The 20,321-nt window shown below is 32.7% G+C and carries 14 protein-coding genes and 1 pseudogene; 9 read left to right on the forward strand and 6 right to left on the reverse strand.

What is annotated here, in order from left to right; all coding sequences use genetic code 11:
- A pseudogene (locus Q0L44_RS04050) lies at nucleotides 1-391 on the reverse strand (hypothetical protein); the annotation flags it as partial.
- 407 nt (nucleotides 392-798) lie between these two features.
- Here Q0L44_RS04050 and Q0L44_RS04055 point away from each other — a divergent pair.
- The 9 genes from Q0L44_RS04055 to Q0L44_RS04095 all read left to right on the forward strand — a co-directional run bounded on the left by Q0L44_RS04055 (nucleotide 799) and on the right by Q0L44_RS04095 (nucleotide 14,655).
- Nucleotides 799-1,410 (forward strand): sulfatase-like hydrolase/transferase, encoded by a 612-nt coding sequence (locus Q0L44_RS04055; RefSeq protein ID WP_296635623.1) that lies wholly within the window; start codon nucleotides 799-801, stop codon nucleotides 1,408-1,410.
- Nucleotides 1,411-1,513: 103 nt separating this feature from the next.
- The gene (locus Q0L44_RS04060; protein WP_296635627.1) at nucleotides 1,514-3,910 is read left to right on the forward strand and encodes a glycoside hydrolase family 3 N-terminal domain-containing protein; all 2,397 of its coding nucleotides are present in this window, start codon (nucleotides 1,514-1,516) and stop codon (nucleotides 3,908-3,910) included.
- A 21-nt stretch (nucleotides 3,911-3,931) separates the two neighbouring features.
- Nucleotides 3,932-5,554 (forward strand): beta-N-acetylhexosaminidase, encoded by a 1,623-nt coding sequence (locus tag Q0L44_RS04065; protein WP_296635630.1) that lies wholly within the window; start codon nucleotides 3,932-3,934, stop codon nucleotides 5,552-5,554.
- A 41-nt stretch (nucleotides 5,555-5,595) separates the two neighbouring features.
- Nucleotides 5,596-7,203, forward strand: coding sequence for a sulfatase (locus tag Q0L44_RS04070; RefSeq protein WP_296635632.1), 1,608 nt, complete (start codon nucleotides 5,596-5,598; stop codon nucleotides 7,201-7,203).
- Nucleotides 7,204-7,230: 27 nt separating this feature from the next.
- Nucleotides 7,231-8,307 (forward strand): glycoside hydrolase family protein, encoded by a 1,077-nt coding sequence (locus tag Q0L44_RS04075; RefSeq protein WP_296635635.1) that lies wholly within the window; start codon nucleotides 7,231-7,233, stop codon nucleotides 8,305-8,307.
- Nucleotides 8,300-9,661 (forward strand): arylsulfatase, encoded by a 1,362-nt coding sequence (locus tag Q0L44_RS04080; RefSeq protein ID WP_296635638.1) that lies wholly within the window; start codon nucleotides 8,300-8,302, stop codon nucleotides 9,659-9,661. Before Q0L44_RS04075 ends, Q0L44_RS04080 begins: the two co-directional genes overlap by 8 nt.
- Before the next feature lie 30 nt (nucleotides 9,662-9,691).
- Complete coding sequence (locus Q0L44_RS04085) at nucleotides 9,692-10,984, forward strand: BNR-4 repeat-containing protein (protein ID WP_296635641.1); 1,293 nt, start codon at nucleotides 9,692-9,694, stop codon at nucleotides 10,982-10,984.
- A 192-nt stretch (nucleotides 10,985-11,176) separates the two neighbouring features.
- Nucleotides 11,177-12,637, forward strand: coding sequence for a sulfatase (locus Q0L44_RS04090; RefSeq protein WP_296635644.1), 1,461 nt, complete (start codon nucleotides 11,177-11,179; stop codon nucleotides 12,635-12,637).
- 23 nt (nucleotides 12,638-12,660) lie between these two features.
- Nucleotides 12,661-14,655: a glycoside hydrolase family 20 protein gene (locus Q0L44_RS04095; RefSeq protein WP_296635647.1), complete on the forward strand. Its 1,995-nt coding sequence runs from the start codon at nucleotides 12,661-12,663 to the stop codon at nucleotides 14,653-14,655.
- A gap of 188 nt (nucleotides 14,656-14,843) precedes the next feature.
- On the opposite strand, the gene Q0L44_RS04100 is transcribed toward Q0L44_RS04095, so the two are convergent.
- Genes Q0L44_RS04100 through Q0L44_RS04120 form a run of 5 tightly spaced genes read right to left on the reverse strand, consistent with a single transcriptional unit; the run spans nucleotide 14,844 to nucleotide 20,320 of the window.
- Nucleotides 14,844-16,355 (reverse strand): arylsulfatase, encoded by a 1,512-nt coding sequence (locus Q0L44_RS04100; RefSeq protein ID WP_296635649.1) that lies wholly within the window; start codon nucleotides 16,353-16,355, stop codon nucleotides 14,844-14,846.
- A gap of 8 nt (nucleotides 16,356-16,363) precedes the next feature.
- Complete coding sequence (locus Q0L44_RS04105) at nucleotides 16,364-16,711, reverse strand: L-rhamnose mutarotase (RefSeq protein ID WP_296635652.1); 348 nt, start codon at nucleotides 16,709-16,711, stop codon at nucleotides 16,364-16,366.
- A gap of 21 nt (nucleotides 16,712-16,732) precedes the next feature.
- The gene (gene fucP / locus Q0L44_RS04110; protein ID WP_296635654.1) at nucleotides 16,733-18,049 is read right to left on the reverse strand and encodes an L-fucose:H+ symporter permease; all 1,317 of its coding nucleotides are present in this window, start codon (nucleotides 18,047-18,049) and stop codon (nucleotides 16,733-16,735) included.
- A 38-nt stretch (nucleotides 18,050-18,087) separates the two neighbouring features.
- On the reverse strand, nucleotides 18,088-18,867 hold the full coding sequence (locus tag Q0L44_RS04115) for an SDR family oxidoreductase (protein WP_296635656.1): 780 nt from the start codon (nucleotides 18,865-18,867) through the stop codon (nucleotides 18,088-18,090).
- A gap of 28 nt (nucleotides 18,868-18,895) precedes the next feature.
- Nucleotides 18,896-20,320 (reverse strand): alpha-L-fucosidase, encoded by a 1,425-nt coding sequence (locus Q0L44_RS04120; protein WP_296635659.1) that lies wholly within the window; start codon nucleotides 20,318-20,320, stop codon nucleotides 18,896-18,898.
- Nucleotide 20,321 lies beyond the last annotated feature (1 nt).

Below are 20,321 nucleotides of genomic sequence, written 5' to 3' on the forward strand. Positions count from 1 at the left end.
TAAAATGACTAAATGATCGAGAAACTTTCTCCATGATGGTATTAATTGTATACGTATTCTCAGGATCGATGAGTTTGACATTTTTACCTTTCATTTGATCATATCCCATTTCTTTTAAAAGCATCATCAGATCTTCATTAATAGGGGAGTACTTCTTTGGAGTATTCTTATTCCCCAATCGTTCAACTTTTAGGTTTCTATATTGAAAAAATAGCACTCCGTTATTGCCTTGGATAATATCACTCCATTTAAGACTTAGTACTTCCTCTCTACGACCACCATCAAATCTAATTGTTGAATGGCTTTTATTTATATTAGAATATGTTGTTTTGATTTTTGGCTTACATCCCAAAAAAAGAACCAAGAAAAATAACAAAAAAATTGATTTCATACTCTTAAATAATATATAAACTTAAGGTATTTAATTAGAAATAAATTAAAAATCTATAGTTTAGATAAAATGTATTTTTTTTTGATTTGAATTTTATATATAATTAATCAGCTAGATATAATTTGATTATTTTAAATAGAATAAACTTCAGTTTTTATTTAAGTTTTTTCGTGTAACAAAAATAATTAATATTCATAGTATTTTTAACTTAGAACTGAAATGTACATTCAAATTACATAATAATAGTGCTATTGTGTAAAATAGTAATAGTAACTCAATATAGTTTAGCTTATGTTTACCTTATGATGTAAGTTTTTTTTTAAGACAAGTACTTTTTTTTGCATTACTTTTCTTTTTATAATTTAACTTCGAAAAAAAATAGATTTTTATATAACTCATTTGGAGAAATGAATAAATTATTGCTGTTACTATTATTGGTGTATTCTTGTAAAAAACAAGAACTACAAACCATTATCGAGCAACCAAACATTTTATGGATTGTTAGTGAAGATAATAGCCCTTTGTTAGGTTGTTATGGTGATGAATTTGCAACGACTCCAAATCTTGATAAGTTTGCAAAAGAAGGAGTTTTATATTTAAATGCTTTTGCCAATGCACCAGTATGTGCTGCTGCAAGATCTGCCATTATTACTGGTGTTTATCCACCATCTATGGGTACTCAAAATATGCGTAGCAAATATCGAATACCCGAGGATATAAAGTTTTTCCCACAGTATTTAAAAGAAGCAGGATATTATACAACTAATAACTCTAAGGAAGATTACAATACGATAAAACCAAATTTGGCTTGGAGTAAATCTTCAAAAAAAGCGCACTATAAGAATAGAAAACCGGATCAACCCCTTTGTAATTTAGGGAAGTCTAAATTAGCTGCTCCAGTATTGATTGAATCATTAAAAGATGATAATTTAATGGTACGAGTTCATGCGTTAAATAGTTTAGAAGTTATTGGCGGTAATGTTGCAAAATCTGCAATCCGAATGCGAAAGAAATACTAGCTAAGAATCCAAAAAGTAGAGCTTATGACATAAGAGCTTCTAAAAGATTGATTAAGCTAAATAGAAATAATTAAAAAAATATTTTATCTAATATCCTTATAAAATGAAAAAATTACTAGCATTATTTAGTTTATTGTTTTTTAGTCTTACAGTTAGTTGTCAGACAAAAAAGATATACTATAAAAAATGGATTGATTTTAATAAAAATGGTAAAATGGACATTTATGAAGATCAATCTCAATCTGTTGATAAACGTGTCGATAATTTGATTTCATTAATGAACTTGGATGAAAAAACCATGCAATTGGTAACACTTTACGGTTATGGACGTGTAGCTAAAAGTGAACTTCCAAGAGAGAAATGGAAAACTGAATTATGGAAAGACGGAATAGCCAATATTGATGAAGCTTCTAACGGAATTCCGTTAAAAAGAACCAAAGCAAAGTACACTTTTCCATATAGCAAACATGTTTGGGCACTAAATAAAATTCAAACTTTTTTTGTAGAAGAAACTCGATTAGGTATTCCCGTAGAATTTACAAATGAAGGAATTCGTGGATTAAATCATACTAAAGCTACTTCTTTTCCTGCACAAATTGGTATGGGCTCTACTTGGAATCCAGAATTATTATATAAAGTAGGGCAAGTTATCGGTAAAGAAGCTTATGCTTTAGGATATAACAATATTTATTCTCCTGTGTTAGATGTTGCAAGAGACCAACGTTGGGGAAGAATTGTTGAAAGTTTTGGAGAAGATCCTTTTTTAGTTTCAGAATTTGGAGTGCAAATAAGTAAAGGTATTCAAGAACAAGGTGTTGCAAATACATTAAAACACTTTGCAGTATACTCTGTTCCAAAAGGAGGTAGAGACGGTTTTGTTAGAGTTGATCCACACGTCACTTGGCGCGATATGCATTCCATGTATTTATATCCATTCAAACGTGTTATCCAAGAAACAAATGTATTGGGCGTTATGAGCTCTTATAATGATTATGACGGAGAGCCAGTATCTGGAAGCTACCATTTTTTAACAGAACTGTTAAGAGATGAGTATGGTTTTAAAGGATATGTTGTTTCAGATAGTGATGCTGTTGGTTATCTTTATAATAGACACCGAGTTGCTTCTTCTTATAAAGAAGCCGTTTATATGACGATTAAAGCGGGCTTAAATGTGCGTACTAATTTTAACCCTCCAAAAAGGTTTGTAAAGCCATTAAGAGAATTGATAAAAGAAGGTAGATTATCAGAAGAACTTATAGACAAAAGAGTAAAAGATGTGCTCTATGTAAAGTTTATGGAAGGTCTTTTCGATAAGCCATATAAGGATGAGGTCTTAGCAGACAAAGCAGTAAAAACTGAAGAAAGTAAAGCGCTTTCATTACAAGCTTCAAGAGAGTCAATTATATTGTTAAAAAATGATAATAATACATTACCATTAGATATAAGCAAACTTAAAAACGTGTTGGTTTGTGGACCTACTGCTAAAGAAACCGAAAGTTCTGAAAGTAGATATGGGGCAACCAGTTTGGATGTTGTTTCAGGTTATCGAGGTATTTTAGAGCATCTTAAAGGTAAAGTAGAAGTTACTTTTGCAGAAGGCATTCATATAAAAGATAAAAACTGGCCAGATTCTGAAGTTTTTCCTGTTGATCCAACAGAAGAAGAAAATGCAATGATTGCAGATGCAGTAGCAAAATCAGAAAAAACAGATGCTATTATTTTATTTGTAGGCGAAAATGAAAAGATGGTTGGGGAAAGTAGAAGTAGAACAAGTTTAAATCTGCCAGGTCATCAACGTAAATTAATAAAAGCATTATCTAAAACAGGAAAACCCCTGATTGTAGTAGTGATTAGTGGTCACCCATTAACATTAAATTACAGCGATAGACTAGCTTACTCTGTGTTACAAGCATGGTTTCCTGGAGAATATGGTGGACAAGCAATTGCCGAAGTTCTTTTTGGAGATTACAACCCAGGAGGACATTTACCTGTAACTATGATTCAAACCGTAGGTCAAATTCCGTTCAACTTTCCTGCAAAACCAAATTCACAAGCGGGTCAAAATAGAAAAGGTCCAAATGGTACTGGTAGAAGTAGAGTTGTAAAGGAATTGTACCCTTTTGGGCACGGATTATCGTACACAACTTTTGAATACAGTAACTTAAAATTAGAAAATAACTTAACAACTACAACTGGAGAGTTAAGTATGAGTTTTGAAGTAAAAAATACAGGTGAAATTGCTGGTGATGTGGTACCACAATTGTATATAAATGATGTAGCTACATCTTTGAGTACTTATAGATGGCAATTGAGAGGTTTTAAAAGAGTTCATTTAAAACCTGGAGAATCAAAAAAAATATCTTTCACAATAAACCCTAAAGATTTAGAATTTATCAATATAGAGAAGAAATTTGTCGTTGAAAAAGGGTTGTTTAAGATCGCAATTGGAAACTCATCTAAAGATTTTCAATTAAACAAAACATTTGAAATTACAGAATAACTAAAAAATAAATCAGCACTTTTGAAATCAAAGCTTTTAATACTTTCAGTAGTATTTTTTGTTTCTTGTTCAGTTTTTAACAAGCAAATTAAAAATAATGAAGAAGACTATCAAGTGATTCCTAAGCCTTTAAAATTAACTAAAGAAGATGGAAAATTTGTAATAGGCGCAAACACCAAAATTATTGCAGTTGAAGAGTTAGCTAATGAGGCAAACTTTTTAAAGCAATTACTTTTGCCTATAAAATTAGAAGTTTCTAAAAACAGTTTTGAAAAAGATGCTATAGAATTAAAATTAGATACTGCTATTGAAAACGATGAAGCCTATTTTTTAGAGATCAATCCTAAAAAAATAACGATTAGAGCAAAAACTTCAAGAGGGGTGTTTTATGGCATCCAAACTTTAAGACAATTATTGCCTCCAGAAATAGAAACACAAGTAACAGTTTCTAATCTATCAGTACCCGCAGTTGCTATATATGATGAGCCTCGATTCAAATATAGAGGCATGCATTTAGATGTTGGTCGCCACTTTTCCCCCGTAGCGTTCATAAAAAAGTATATAGACCTTATAGCTTTTCATAAAATGAATACCTTTCATTGGCACTTAACAGAAGACCAAGGTTGGAGAATTGAAATAAAAAAATATCCAAAACTCACAGAAGTAGGAGCATTTAGAAAAGAAACTTTAGTTGGGCACGCTAGAAATAAAGGAAAAAGAAAATTTGATGGTAAGCCCTATGGTGGATTTTATACACAAGAAGAGGTTAAAGAAATTGTTGCCTACGCTTCTAGCAAACATATTACGGTCATTCCAGAAATTGAATTGCCTGGACATTCCTTAGCGGCCATTGCCTCTTATCCACATTTGGGGAATACTGGTAAGCAATATGAAGTTGGTACAAGATGGGGCGTATTTAAAGAAATATATGCACCAAAAGAAGAAACGTTTCAGTTTTTAGAAGATGTACTAACCGAAGTAATAGCATTATTTCCAAGTAAACTCATACATATAGGAGGCGATGAAGCACCAAAAAAGCAATGGAAAGAAAGCCAATATGCTCAAGAAATAATTAAAAGAGAAGGTTTAAAAGACGAGCATGAGTTACAAAGCTATTTTATAAAGAGGATAGAAAAGTTTTTAAACTCAAAAGGTAGAAATATCATTGGTTGGGATGAAATTTTAGAAGGTGGTTTGGCACCAAACGTAGCTGTAATGTCTTGGAGGGGCACCAAAGGAGGTATAGCTGCGGCAAAACAAAAGCATAATGTGGTAATGACGCCTAACCATTCTTGTTATTTTGATCATTATCAGGTAACTAAAGAAGAAAGAGCAAACGAACCCATAGCTATTGGTGGAAAAACAACTGTAAAAGATGTTTACGATTACGAGCCAATGCCTAAAAACTTAGAGCCCGAATTTCAAAAATACATTTTAGGAGCTCAAGCAAACGTTTGGACAGAATATATAACAACATCAGATAAAGTAGAATACATGATTTTACCAAGAATGACCGCTTTGTCAGAAGTAGTTTGGTCGGCAAAAGAACAAAAAAGTTATCCCGATTTTAACAAACGTTTAAAAACATTATCCAAACGTTTTGATGCTATGAAATTAAATTATGCAAAACATAGTTTAAAATAATTATAAATATTTGAAAATTAGAACAAAATAAATTTAATACGATGAAAAATAGTTACTTAATTCTTGCAATTTCAATTGCAGTAATTTTCGGTTGTAAATCAAATCAAAAAGGAACCAAAGGGGCTAAAAAACAACCTAATATTATATTCATTATGAGTGATGACCATGCCTACCAAGCAATAAGTGCTTATGGTCATGGATTAAATAACACACCAAATATAGATAGAATAGCAAACGAAGGGGCTTTGTTTAACAAAGGTTTCGTATCAAACTCTATATGTGCGCCAAGTAGAGCTGTAATGCTTACAGGTAAACACAGTCATGTAAATGGTAAGGTAGACAATATTAAGCCCTATAACTGGGATCAAGATAATTTTGCAAAGTCCTTGCAAGGTGTAGGTTATCAAACAGCTCTAGTAGGTAAAATCCATTTGCATGGTTTGCCACAAGGCTTTCATTATTCAAATGTATTACCTGGACAAGGTGATTATTATAATCCTAGATTTATTGAAAATGGTGTTAAGAAAACGATGAAAGGATATGTAACTTCAGTTACAACAGATATTGCCTTAGATTGGTTAAACAATAAAAGAGAAAAAGACAAGCCTTTCTTATTACTTTACCACCAAAAAGCACCACATAGAACTTGGATGCCAGAAGAAAAATATCTTACATTATTTGATGATAAAGAATTTACACCACCAGCAAATTTCTTTGATGATTATGAAGGAAGAGTTGCAGCTTCAAAACATGAAATGGGTATCTACAAAGACATGGATATTGTATATGACTTAAAAATGTTAGACAAAGAAGGTGATATTAAATCAAAATATAGAAAATACTTCCAAAGACGATATAACCGTATGGACGACAAGCAAAAAGCAGCTTGGGATGCCTATTACGATCCAATTATCAAAAAGTTTAAAGAAGATAAGTTAGAAGGAAAAGAGTTGGCATTATGGAAGTACCAACGCTATATGAAAGATTATTTAAGAACAATCCAATCTGTAGATGACGGTGTTGGTCAACTATTAGACTATTTAGAAGAAAATAATTTAGATGAAAACACCATCGTAGTTTATACTTCAGACCAAGGATTTTATTTAGGAGAACATGGTTGGTTTGACAAACGTTTTATGTATGAAGAGTCTTTCCGTACACCAATATTAGTCAAATACCCAAAAGAAATAAAGCCTGGAACTGTCGTTAATAAAATGATTCAAAACTTAGATTTTGCCCCAACATTTTTAGATTATGCTGGAGTCGAAATTCCGAAAGAAATTCAAGGAGAATCGTTTCGTAAATTGGTGAATGGCGAAGTTAGTGAGTGGCGAGATGCAATTTATTATACGTATTATGAGTTTCCAGGAGAGCATCATGTAAAACGCCATTATGGAGTAAGAACAGATAAGTATAAATTGATTCATTTTTATCACGATATAGATACTTGGGAATTATACGATTTAGAAAAAGACCCTTCAGAAATGAATAATGTTTATAATGATCCTGCTTATGCAGAAGTAAAAGAAAACATGCATCAACAACTAGTTGATATTAGAAAAAAGTACGGTGATTCAGATGAATTGGACAAAGTATTTATGGAGCGTTCTAAAAAAAAGAAAAAAAAAGCACTAATTAAAAACAAATAGCCATACCAACAGATAAAATTTAAGATAATGAAAAAAATAATAATTTTAGCCCTTATTGTATTAATACAACAAGGATGTGCGAACAAACCAAAAATAGAGAACAAAGACTTAAAAATAAAGCTACAACCGGTAGCAAAACATTCCGTTTTAGGGCATGAAGACTATTATGTTTGGGGAGGCTCTATGGTACAGTCTGAAGATGATGTGTATAATTTATTTTACAGCAGATGGCCAAAAGAATCTAAATTTAGAGGTTGGTTAAAACAGTCTGAAGTTGCTCATGCTGTATCTAATTCGCCAACAGGGCCTTATACATTTAAAAGTGTTGCTTTAACTGGTGTAGGAGAAGGTAATTGGAATGAGGAAGCGGCTCACAACCCACATATCAAAAAATTTGGAGATAAATATTATTTATATTTTATTTCTCATACGACTAGTGATAAAGATCTAAGCGATTGGATGAACCATATTTATGGTCAACGCATAGGAGTAGCTGTTTCAGATAGTCCTAATGGCCCGTGGGAGGTTAGCGAAACACCATTAATAGATTACCAAGAAGGGAAACCTGCTTATGGTTATATGGTTAATCCAAGTGTTTGCGAACGTCCAGATGGTACCTACCTTATGATGTTTAAGGCTCGTAAAAAAGATTCGGAAAAATCAAATAGATTCGACCCAATACATTGTTTGGCTACAGCACCAACACCAACAGGACCTTTTACCATTGCCGAGCAAACACTATTAACAGAGCATACTGCAGAAGACCCATTTGTATGGATGCAAAACGATACATATTACGCTATTGTAAAAGATATGCATGGCAAATACACAGGAGTAAAGTCTCTGGCACTTTTTGAATCTGCTAACGGAATAGATTGGGGACCTTCTAAAAACCTTCTAATTTCTAAAACAGAAATTACTTGGGAAGATAACACAGTTTTACCATTAAGAAGCTTAGAAAGACCACAAGTTTGGTTTGACAAAGATGGTAATCCTAGTGTGCTATTTTGTGCTGCAGGTAAAAAGGGTAATAGAAACAAAGAGAATACCTTTAATGTGCAGATCCCTATTAAAATAGAATGGACTGAAAAAATAGATGAATAAATTATTAGTTTTAATATTAACAGTAGTTTATTTTAATTTAACGAGTTGTAAATCTGCTGTAAGAACTGAAAGTACATACAAAAACCTTTCAGAACAAAAAGACAGCAGGCTTAGTTTAAAACCTAATATTGTCTATATATTATGTGATGTTATGGGCTATGGCGATATACAAGCTTTGGGGGGTAATACAAGTAAAATACCAACCCCAAATGTAGATAGTTTGATAAGTCAAGGCCTAAAATTTACAGATGCGCATTCTAGCTCTTCTGTATGTACACCCACACGTTATGGTATTTTAAAAGGTAGGTATGCATGGCGAACCTATTTGCAAAAAGGGGTGTTACGAGCAAAAAAATCTGAACCACCGTTAATTGATAAAAATAGGTTAACAGTAGCGTCTTTTTTAAAAGACAATGGCCCACACCATGCAGGGTCTATGAAAACTATTGTTGAAAATAACAAAGTAAAAATAGAATTAGAGAGCACTACCCAATTACTTCTGCTTTTAACAGCTAAAGCTATTGATTATATTAACGAAAATGCTGAAGCATCAAAAAAAGGAAAACCATTTTTCCTATATGTTGCACTAACAGCACCTCATACACCTATTGTGCCTACAAAAGAATGGCAAGGTAAAAGCGGTATTAACGCGTATGGCGATTTTGTGATGCAAACCGATTGGACAGTAGGGCAAATTTTGAAATCCCTAGATAAAAATAATTTAGCGGATAATACCTTGGTTGTATTTACAAGTGACAATGTTACTTCAAAAAAAGCAAACATTCCAGAATTAGAAAGTTATGGACATTACTCTTCAGCTGGATTTAGAGGTAGAAAAACCGATATTTGGGATGGTGGTCATAGAATTCCATTTATTGTACGTTGGCCAAAAGGAGGTGTTGAAGCAGGCTCAACAAATAATCAGCTTATTTGTTTAACCGATTTGCTACCTACTTGTGCCGACATATTAAAAACACCATTGTCTAAAAATAAATTAGTAGATGCACAAAGTTTTTACCCAGCATTGCAAGGCAACATCATACCAAACAATCGTGAAGCTATAGTGCATCATTCTATTTTTGGTAATTTTGCAATTAGAAAAGGCAAATGGAAATTAATTTTTTGTTCAGGTTCAGGAGGATGGTCCAAAGACAACAATAAAACAGCGACTAAAAAGAGACTGCCAAAAATACAACTTTATGACATGGAATCTTACCCTAATGAGTCTAAAAACCTACAAGGTGAATACCCAGAAGTTGTAAAGGAATTAAAAATTTTATTAGAAAAATATGTTGCTGACGGAAGAAGTACACCAGGAAAAAAATTAACCAACGATGTTCCCATCGATATTTGAAAATTGGCAAAAATAAAAACAAATTGAAATATGAAACACATTTTTTTAATTATTATTTCACTATCAATTAGTCATCAATTAATTGGACAATCAAAAACAGGTTACCTAACCAGAGATGGAGCTTGGTGTTGGTTTTCCGACCCTCGTGCAATTGCGGTAGACAACACAATATATGCTGGTTGGGTTAAATCTAACGGAACCATTGAAGCTATGCGTTTCAATACAAAATCAGGAAAAGTAAAATCTGATGATTTGTTTTTTAAACTCGAAAAAGACGACCATGATAATCCTGCTTTTACATTAACAAACTCAGGAGATATTATTGCTATGTATACAAGACATAGTAAGAAAGACTTATATATAAATAGATTAAAAGATTACAAAAACAATAGTGAATATACTGGTGTTCAATTGATTCACCCCTTATCTAAGAAAGAACTTGCAAAATTTCCAAGAGAACATGTAACCTATGCAAATCCTTATAGTTTAAAGAAGGAAAACAATAGAATCTATGCCTTTGGTCGATGGACAGGATATAAGCCAAATATGATGTGGTCTGATGATGGAGGTACCAACTGGTCAAAAAGTAAAGTTTTTATTACAAATTACCCTTTCGATTTTGGCAACAGACCTTACGCAAAATACTACTCAGATGGAGAATCTAAGATTCACGTTATATTTACAGATGGGCACCCAAGAAATGAACCAACAAACTCAGTATATTATGCCTATTATGAAGATGGGGCATTTTACAAAGCAAACGGACAACAAATTTGTACCCTAGAAAACATACCGTTTGAGTCAAAAGATGCGTCGATAGTTTATACTTCAAATGAAAAAGATGGGAGAGCTTGGATAGCAGATATAGCACAAGATGAGAATGGAAAACCTGTAATATTGTATACAAAAAGTCCTACAGAACAGAATCATGAATATTGGTACGCACGGTTTACTAAACAAGGCTGGATAAGTAAAAAAATGTGTAACTCAGGAAAATGGTTTCCTCAAACACAAGTAGGAGAAATTGAAAAGGAGCCTCATTATTTTGGAGGTTTAACGTTTGATCCAGATAATGTTAATGTTGTTTTTCTTTCTCGACAAATAAATGGTGTTTTTGAAATTGAGCGCTGGGAAACCAAAAACGATGGTGAGACTTGGAAGAAAGATGCAATAACTAAAAATTCCAAATTGGATAATGTAAGACCATACGTGCCTCGAGGACTAAACAAGACATCTTCTGAAGTAGTACTATGGATGGAAAATCAAAAGTATATCCATTATACAGATTATAAAACATCTATTAAATATTGGATTAAGAAATAGTGAAATAGTATGTCAGTAAATTAAGTTTGAAATACCGTATATAATTTATTACTAGTTCTAGCCTACTTAAAAAATCTTTACTGATTTATGTTTGGTTTTTATTTGCCAAATTAGGTGCTTAAAACAAGTAACAAACTAGATACCATAAGCTATAGAAATTTAAACCAATTAAAATTAAATAAAAGATAAAAAATGAGAAATTTAATTCTATTAGTAATCATAACCTTTTTCAGTACTTCTTGTTCGCAAAAAGTAACTGATACAGGAGCTTCAAAAAAAATAAAAAAGCCTAATGTTTTGTTTATTATTTCGGATGATTTAACAGCAACAGCCATTTCAGCTTATGAAAACAAGGCTTGTAGCACGCCAAATATAGACAAGCTAGCATCAGAAGGTGTTCAGTTTACAAAAAGCTATACACAGTACCCTGTTTGTGGCCCGTCAAGAGCATCATTTATGTCTGGTTATTACCCAAATGCAACGAAAACTTATGGTTATGTAAGTGGAAGAAAAAACATTGGACCAGAGAGAAAAACGTGGTCACAATTATTTAAAGACAATGGTTATTATACGGCTCGTGTAAGTAAAATTTATCATATGGGGGTTCCAAAAGATATTGAAAGAGGTTCTAATGGTGCAGATGATGAAGCTTCATGGACAGAGCGTTTTAATAGTAAAGGTGATGAATGGAGAACAAAAGGTGAAGCCGAATTGGTTCAAAGAAACCCTGATGGGAAAATAGAACGTAGAGGAGGAAATGTAATGACTATTGTAAAAGCAGATGGCGACGATTTGGTTCATTCCGATGGGAAAACAGCTCGAAAAGCTTCAGAATTGATTAGAAAACATAAAGACGAACCTTTTTTCTTGGCTGTAGGTATGGTAAGACCTCATGTTCCTTTTGTAGCACCTAAGTCTTATTTTGGACCATATCCTTATGATGTGGTTGAATTACCAAAAAAAGTAGAAGACGATTGGGATGATATTCCTAAAAGAGGAATAAACTATGTGACAAGTAAAAATGCTAAAATGTCTATTGAACAACAAAAAAAAGCGGTAGCGGCATATTATGCTTCGGTATCGTTTATGGATGCCCAAGTGGGTAAAGTATTAAAAACACTTAAAGAAGAAGGGTTAGAAGATAACACTATCGTTGTTTTTACATCTGACCACGGTTTTCATTTAGGCGAACACGATTTTTGGATGAAAGTTAGTTTGCACGAAGAATCTGTACGTGTGCCTATGATTATTAAAGTACCTGGAAAAAAACCTGCTGTTTGTAATTCTTTTGTAGAATTGCTCGATTTGTATCCAACAATAGCAGAATTAGCAGGATTAAAAACTTCTGAACACATCCAAGGAAAAAGTATAGCTAATTTACTAGACAATCCAAATGAAAAGGTTAGAGACATGGCATTTTCTGTAACTCATGGAGGAAAATCATTCTTATTAAGAGATGATAAATGGGCTTTTATACAGTATATGGAAGACGCATCAAAAGGAATAGAGTTGTTTGATATGGAAAAAGATCCAAAACAATATACCAACCTTGCTGAAAAACCTGAATATGTAGAGGTTGTAAAGAGTTTCCAAGAAAAACTTAAAACAAAACTTAAAGAAGTAAGAACAAACGATTTAGGAAAAACTTACTAATAATTATTTTAAAAGACCTACAAATGTTTAAAAAATTAGCAATCTTTAGCTTTATATTCTATACAATATCTAGCTTTTCTCAAAAACAAATTAAAACCATTCCGGCAGTGCAGAATTGGACTTACGCAAGTCAAAATATTGATTTTAATAATGTAACTGTAAATTGGTCTTCTGAAATTAATGCCAAACAAAAAAACTTTTTAGAGCGCTTTAAAAGTGAACTAAAATCAATAGGTGTAAAGTATGTAGATAAAAAAAAGAGAAATACGTTAGAAATAGCTTTTGAAAAAGTTGCATTACAGTCTGGAGAAAAGCAAGACACTTATAAAATAAACATTGGTCAAACTACAAAAGTAACTTATACATCATTCAATTCGTTAGTATATGCATCAAGAACCTTGTTGCAATTATTAGTACAAGAAGCTCATCAAAAAAGCTTGCCAAAGGGTGAAATTGTAGATTATCCTGAATATGGTAAAAGAATGCTAATGATTGATGTAGGGCGTAAGTTTTTTACGGTTCAACAAATCAAAGATTTTATAAAAATTATGGCTTGGGTAAAAATGAATGAATTGCATTTGCACCTTAGTGATAATGGTTGGGGAGGGTATAGCGCCTATCGTTTAGAAAGCAAATTGCATCCAGAATTAACCGCTAAAGACGGTCATTATTCGTGGGAAGAAATTCGTGATTTGCAAGGTTTTGCACATTCGTATGGCATCACTATCACACCAGAAATAGATTCACCTGGACACTCTTTAGCATTCACAAAAATCCGACCAGATTTAAGAGCAGATTGGTTAAGCGAAAACTATTTAGATATTAAAAACAAAGATACCTATCCATTTATGGAAGGAATCTTAGCAGAAGTAATTCCTCATTTTGATGCGCCAGATCTCCATCTAGGAACAGATGAATATCGATTAAGCAGAATTAAAAACGATTCTATCAAAGAAGATATTGGTAATACTTTTAGAAAGTATATCAATCACTTTAATAAAGTGGTAAAAAAAAACGGAAAAGTAACCAGAATTTGGTCTGGATTTGAAAACATGCCTGGAGATACTAAAATTGATAAAGATATCATTATTGATATGTGGGAAACCAGTGATGCTAAAAATAAATCAGACAGAGGATATCAATTTATAAATTCGTCTCACTATTTCACTTATGTAGTTCCTGGTGCAAAATATTACGGTGTAAACAATAAGTTCATTTATGAAAAATGGACTCCTGAAATTTTTGGAAGAAAAGAAGGTCAAAATTTAACTAAAGGTAGCCCTGGTTTGTTGGGTAGTAAAATGCATATTTGGAATGATTATGGACCAACAGGGTATTCAATATCTGAAATAGCGCGTATAAGTGTTCCTTCTATACTAACATTTTCTGAAAAAATGTGGGGTACAAAAGCATACAGTACTTATGATGAATTTAGTAAGAATATTCCATTATTAATTAAAGTTCCTGATACACAGGTATTAAATAGAGATTATAAGGAAAAAGAAACAATTGTTTATAAGAACAAAAATATAGACTTAACAAAAACCAAGGATCTTCCTATTAATGTTACAAAAAGTAATATAGAATACCCTTGGAGTTTAAAGCTTACTTTGTTGAGAACCAAAGAAAGCACTGGAAAAGAGTTGTTGTTAACCTCATCTTTAGCCTCTGTTTATAGCGATTTAGAACATAAATACAAGAAAAAAAGAAGACAAAAAAAGGCAACTGTAAAAAGAGGTTTCGCGATAGTAAGAGCCAATCAAACACCGCATGATTCTCCAATAACCTCTCATGGTCCTCAAGTGATCGTTTTTGATTATAAAGTACCTTTAAACAAAAAAGTAAAAATTAAGCTTATAGGAGAAAAAGGCAAAACATCTATGTATGTAGATGGTAAACTAATTGGGAGTGAGAAATTACAAATGCTTTGTCCATTAGAATCTTTAGGCTCTACATTACCTGAAACAGAAGCATTTCATGGTACAATAAAAAACATTTGTGTTAAGGAATTGAAATAAAACACATTCTTTAGAACAGAAGTTTAAACAAAAAAATCAGGATTAAATCCTGATTTTTTTGTTTCTTATATCTATTTTTCACAACTCACTAATAAAAGTAGTTTTGTAATGGATTATACCATCCTGCTTATTCATTATTGTATTGAGAAATAATTTAGAATTATGATTAAAAAAACCACTCATTATAGCTATTCTATATCTGGCTTAATCCACTCTCTTATTTGTCCTGATTCTTTCTGTTTGTTATAGTTTACCCAATAAGGTTTTTCTGTGGCTAAAGGTAAATTTTCATTAATCATATATGGTTTTACATTTTTCCACCATTCATCATAAGCTGTTCTCATTTTAGCAACAACATCAGGATGTTCTGATATGATATTTTTGGTTTCTCCAGGGTCATTTATAATATCATATAATTCTACATTATTAACCAAGCGAAAGCGTTGATTTCGAACAGCACATTTTTTGTATTTTGAATTCTCTGGTTTCGAAGTTTCAGGAGTTCCAATCCATTTTTTTCGCAATAATTCGTTAGGAATATTGGTAGCATCTATGGGCCATCTACCAGTATGAAAAAACCGATATCTATCTTCTGTATTTGTTTTTTTACTTTTTAAATGAGCTAAAAAACTTCGTCCGTCTAAATCTTTTAAATTCGAAATATCAACACCAGCAATTTCGGCAAGAGTTGGTAGTATATCATAATGGTTTAATAAAACATCAATCTTTTGTCCTGCTGTAAAATGCTTTGGCCATCTGATGAAAAATGGCACTTTGGTACCTCCTTCATTAACGCTTCCTTTAAAACCTTTTAAGCCTGCATTGTATGTTTTACCATGTACTTTATTTGCTCCTCCTGTTGTTTTACCATTATCTGACATAAAAATTAGAACGGTGTTATCGGCAATACCCCAATCATTGAGTTTTTTCAATAATATGCCCATATTGTCATCAATATTTTCAATCATACCATAAAAACCTTGGGCACTTTTTGGATATTTTTTTTTCTTGAATTTTTCTTTATAGGAATCAGGTGCAATAAAAGGACCATGAGGTGCATTGGTTGCTAAGTATGCAAAAAAGGGTTTCTTTTTTGTTGCATTCTCTTTTACCCAAGACAGCGTTTGTGTGAAAAAAATATCGGTGCAAAATCCTTTGGTTTGTACAAATTTACCATTGTGGTTGATTATTGGGTCAATATATTTGTTATCTGGAACATCGGCACAAGATCCTACAAATGTTTGTCCAATTCCTCCTGCTCCGTGCATAAAAACTTCGTCAAAACCTCTATTAATAGGTTGGTATTCTTTTTCATCTCCCAAATGCCATTTTCCAAATAAACCAGTTATATAACCTCCCTTTTTTAAAACCTCAGGCAACGTAGTAATCCCTAAAGCCATACGCTCTCGTTCTAAAACAGTATGCGTTACACCAGTTTTAAAGGGGTGTTTTCCAGACATCATTGCTGCTCTTGTTGGAGCACAGGTTGGGCTTACTTGAAAATCTTCTAAATTAATGGATTCACTTTTTAATTTATCGATGTTTGGTGTAGCAACATCTGGACTACCATATGCAGATATATCACCATAACCTTGGTCATCAGTTACTATTAAGATGATATTAGGAGTTTTTGTTTGTTTTTTTTGGCAACTTGCTGAAAAAACAACAAACAAGACAAGGATTAGGTTTTTTAATAACATGTTCTTTTTTATTTTAATTGATATATCTTATCAATCAATACCCATTTTTCTTTTGGTTTGGCAAATGGTAAAGCCTTTTGATAATTCCACATTAATGTTTCCCATTCTTGTACTTTTGGGTTATTTGCATCTAATATGGCTTTCTTTTCAAATGAAAAACTAGTATCTACTTGTAAAATCATAAACAGCCGATTTCCTGTTAAATAAATTTCGGTAGATTTAATTCCAGAAGCTTTAAGGCTTTCTTCTATTTCTGGCCAAACTTTTTCATGTTGTTTTTTATAGGCTTTAATTACATTTTTATCTTCTTTTAAATCTAGCGTTAAGCAATGACGTTTTAAAGAAATTTTGCTCATTTTTTTATTTAAGAAATTTCTTTATAAAACATTGTTTTTTACTTCATATCTTTTATAAACACATAAGCCATACCAACCAATAAAAACAAAACAAATAAGTGGTAAGATAAATGAAAAATTAACTTCCGCAACCCCAAGTATTTTTATGTCTGCAACTCCATTACCACCAGCATCTATAATCATACCTTGTAATTTAGGCATTAAAGCACCACCAACAATAGCCATTACTAAACCTGCAGAACCTATTTTGGATTGTTCTTCGGTTAAATCGCCTAATGCTATGCCGTAAATGGTAGGGAACATAAGTGACATAAAAAAGGAAATAGCGACTAGACTGTATAAACCAATAGTACCTTGGATAAAAATAGTACATGCGGTACAAATAAATGCTAATATTGAAAATAACATAAGTAGTTTTCCAGAGCTCATAAAACGTAGCATATATGTTCCTACAGCTCTGCCTACAATAAATAACACGAAAGCCACCATCTGGTAAGAGCTAGCCGTAATACTATTGATGCCTATAGCCTCGGCATATTGATAAATGTATGTCCAGCACATGATTTGCGCACCTACATACAAAATTTGTGCAATCACTCCTAAGACATATTTATTGTTTTTAGCTAAAGTTGCAAATGTTTCACAAATACTAGGCATATCGCCTTCATCTTTAGATTGAGGCATTTTGCTAATCACAAATAATATAAAAATGGCGATTAATACCAAACCTAATATCACATAAGGATTACGGATGACTAACAAGTCAGCAGTTTTTATGGTAATTTTTGAAGTTTCATCTAGAGCGCTAAAGTTTTCAATATCATCGGATTGTAGATTTTCTAAAACAAATTGTTGTGCTACAAACAAACCGGCAATTAGTCCAACAGGATTAAATGCTTGTGCTAAATTTAAACGTTGGGTCGCTGTTTCTTTAGCACCCATGGCTAATATGTATGGGTTGGCAGCGGTCTCTAAAAATGCTAAACCAAAGGTTAAAATATACAAGCCAATACAGAAAAACATAAAACTCTCTGATTGTGCGGCAGGATAAAATAACAAAGCTCCTGTTGCATAAAGTGTTAAGCCTATTAAAATCCCTACTTTGTAAGAGTAGTTACGCATAAACATAGCTGCAGGCAATGCCATACAAAAGTAACCTCCGTAAAAAGCCATTTGAACCCATGCTGCTTGGGAGTTGGAAAGCTCTAATACCTTTTTGAAAGCTTGCACCATAGGGTCAGTTACGGCATTGGCAAAACCCCAAAGTGCAAATAGAGAGGTTACTAATATAAAGGGAATCAGTATTTTTTTTGGAACTACAGCCGATTTATTATTCATGTTGTTGTTTTTAAGGTTGTTATGATAAAGAGTCTCTCTTACAATGCTCTATCTAAGTGTGTATAGCCACCATCTACAAAAACAAGTTGACCAGTGGTATGACCAGATTTTTCTGATAGTAAAAATACTGTGGTATCTGCTATTTCTTTAGCAGTTGTCATTCTATTTTCTAGTGGGATATTATTTGTTATTTCTTTTAAGCGCTCTTCTGGATTATCGAATGTTTTAATCCAATTTTCGTAAAGCGGTGTGTAGCATTCCGCTACTATTACAGCATTAACACGTATGCCATAAGGTAATAGTTCTAGAGCCCATTCTCTAGTTAGTGCATTACGCCCGCCGTTTGCGGCCGCATAGCCAGAAGTGCCACCTTGTCCCGTTACCGAAGTTTTTGAACCAATATTTACTACTGCGCCTTTGGTTTTCTTTAGCTCTGGCAATGCGTGGTGCACCATAAGGTAATAGTGTACCAGATTACGTTTTAAGGATTCCATAAAGTCTTCGTAATTACCTTTTTCTAAGCTTACTCCATCATTTACGCCTGCGTTGTTAACAACACCGTCTATTCGACCATATTTTTTTATGATTTGTTTTACGGCATTTTCGCATTGCTCGGGCTGTGTTAACTCTGCTATGGCATAACCTAGCTTATGACCTTTAGTGGATAACTCTTTTACCACCGCTTCTGCACTTGGCTTATTTCTACTTATTATAACAGGAATTGCACCTTCTTCTATTAGAGATTCTGTTATTCCTAGTCCTATACCTTTAGAACCTCCCGTTACGATAATGACTTTATTTTTTAATTTTAAATCCATAATTGAGTTTGTAGTGGTCTTCTTTTATTTATAGTTCTTTTCCATTAATACGAAATGTCCATGCGTAAATGGTTTCGGACCATCGGTTTAATAAATCATTTGGAATATGTATTTCCAGACCTTTTTCTTCCGTGTAATTCCAAGTTAATGACTGAGAATGACCTAGTAAATATAATGAACTTTCTGTGTTGGGTTTTATGTTTTTTAAAACTATTGTCGTTGTTGGTTTTTTTAATATTATAGCATAAAGAATATCCTTGTTTTTTTTCTTAGTTAATCTAATGTTATCGCCTTGTTTATAGTTGTTTTGTAAACGTTCTGTGCCATAAATAGCTTCATCATTTATTTTTAACCATGCGCCCATTTCTTGTAAACGTTCTATACTAGGTTGGGGGATTACACCTGTTTCTTTTGGCCCTACGTTTAATAAATAGTTACCGCCTTTGGCTACGATATCTATTAAATTATGAATGAGATGTTTTGATGATTTCCAGTTATGGTCACTTTTTTTAAATCCCCACGATTTGTTCATGGTCATACAGGATTCCCAATCTAAAGCTGATGCCTTTTCTAAAATTTCTTGTTCTGGTGTTCCAAAATCGCCAGCATAATCGTTATCAGTTTTGCTCATACCTCTCATACCATTTCGTCCTTTGTCCACACGGTTATTAACAATAATGTTTGGTTTTAAACTACGAACATATTGGTAGAGCTCTTTGCCTTGCTCATGGGTAAATTCTTTAATCCATTCACCATCAAACCATAAGATTTCGGGATCATAATTGGTAATTATTTCCTTTAGTTGTGGTTTCATATAATCTTCAAAATATATTTTGAAGTTTTCTTTATAGGGTGTTTTGTCCTCTTTTCTATTTTTTAAATAACTTTCATATCTTGCTTTTGGGTGATGCCAATCTAATATTGAATAATAAAGCCCAAATTTAATGCCTTCCTTTTTACAAGCGGTAGATAGTTGTTTTAAGATGTCTTTTTTATAGGGTGAAAAATCTGCAATATCATAATTTGAAACTTTAGAATCCCACATCGCAAATCCGTCGTGGTGTTTTGAGGTAATTACCACATATTTCATTCCTGCATCTTTCATTAGTTTAGCCCAAGCATCGGCATTAAATGCTTCGGGATTAAACTGTTTTGCGTATTTTTCATACTCAGAAACAGGGATTTTGCCTCTTTTTTGAATCCACTCGCTAACACCTTTAACTTCTTTTTCGTTATGAAATCCTGCTGGAACGCTATAAACGCCCCAATGTATAAATATACCAAACCTAGCATTACGCCACCATTCCATTCGGGTATTATAATCGGAATTGGATTCTTTTGAATAATCAACTGTTTGTTTTTTAGATGGAAGTACTTCTTTTTTAATGTTTGTTTTGCAAGAACAACAAAGAATAACGACTACTAATGTTATAATTTTGGTTATGTTATTCATA

The sequence above is a fragment of the Polaribacter sp. genome (genome assembly GCF_024639685.1).
In the GTDB taxonomy this organism is placed as follows: Bacteria; Bacteroidota; Bacteroidia; order Flavobacteriales; family Flavobacteriaceae; genus Polaribacter.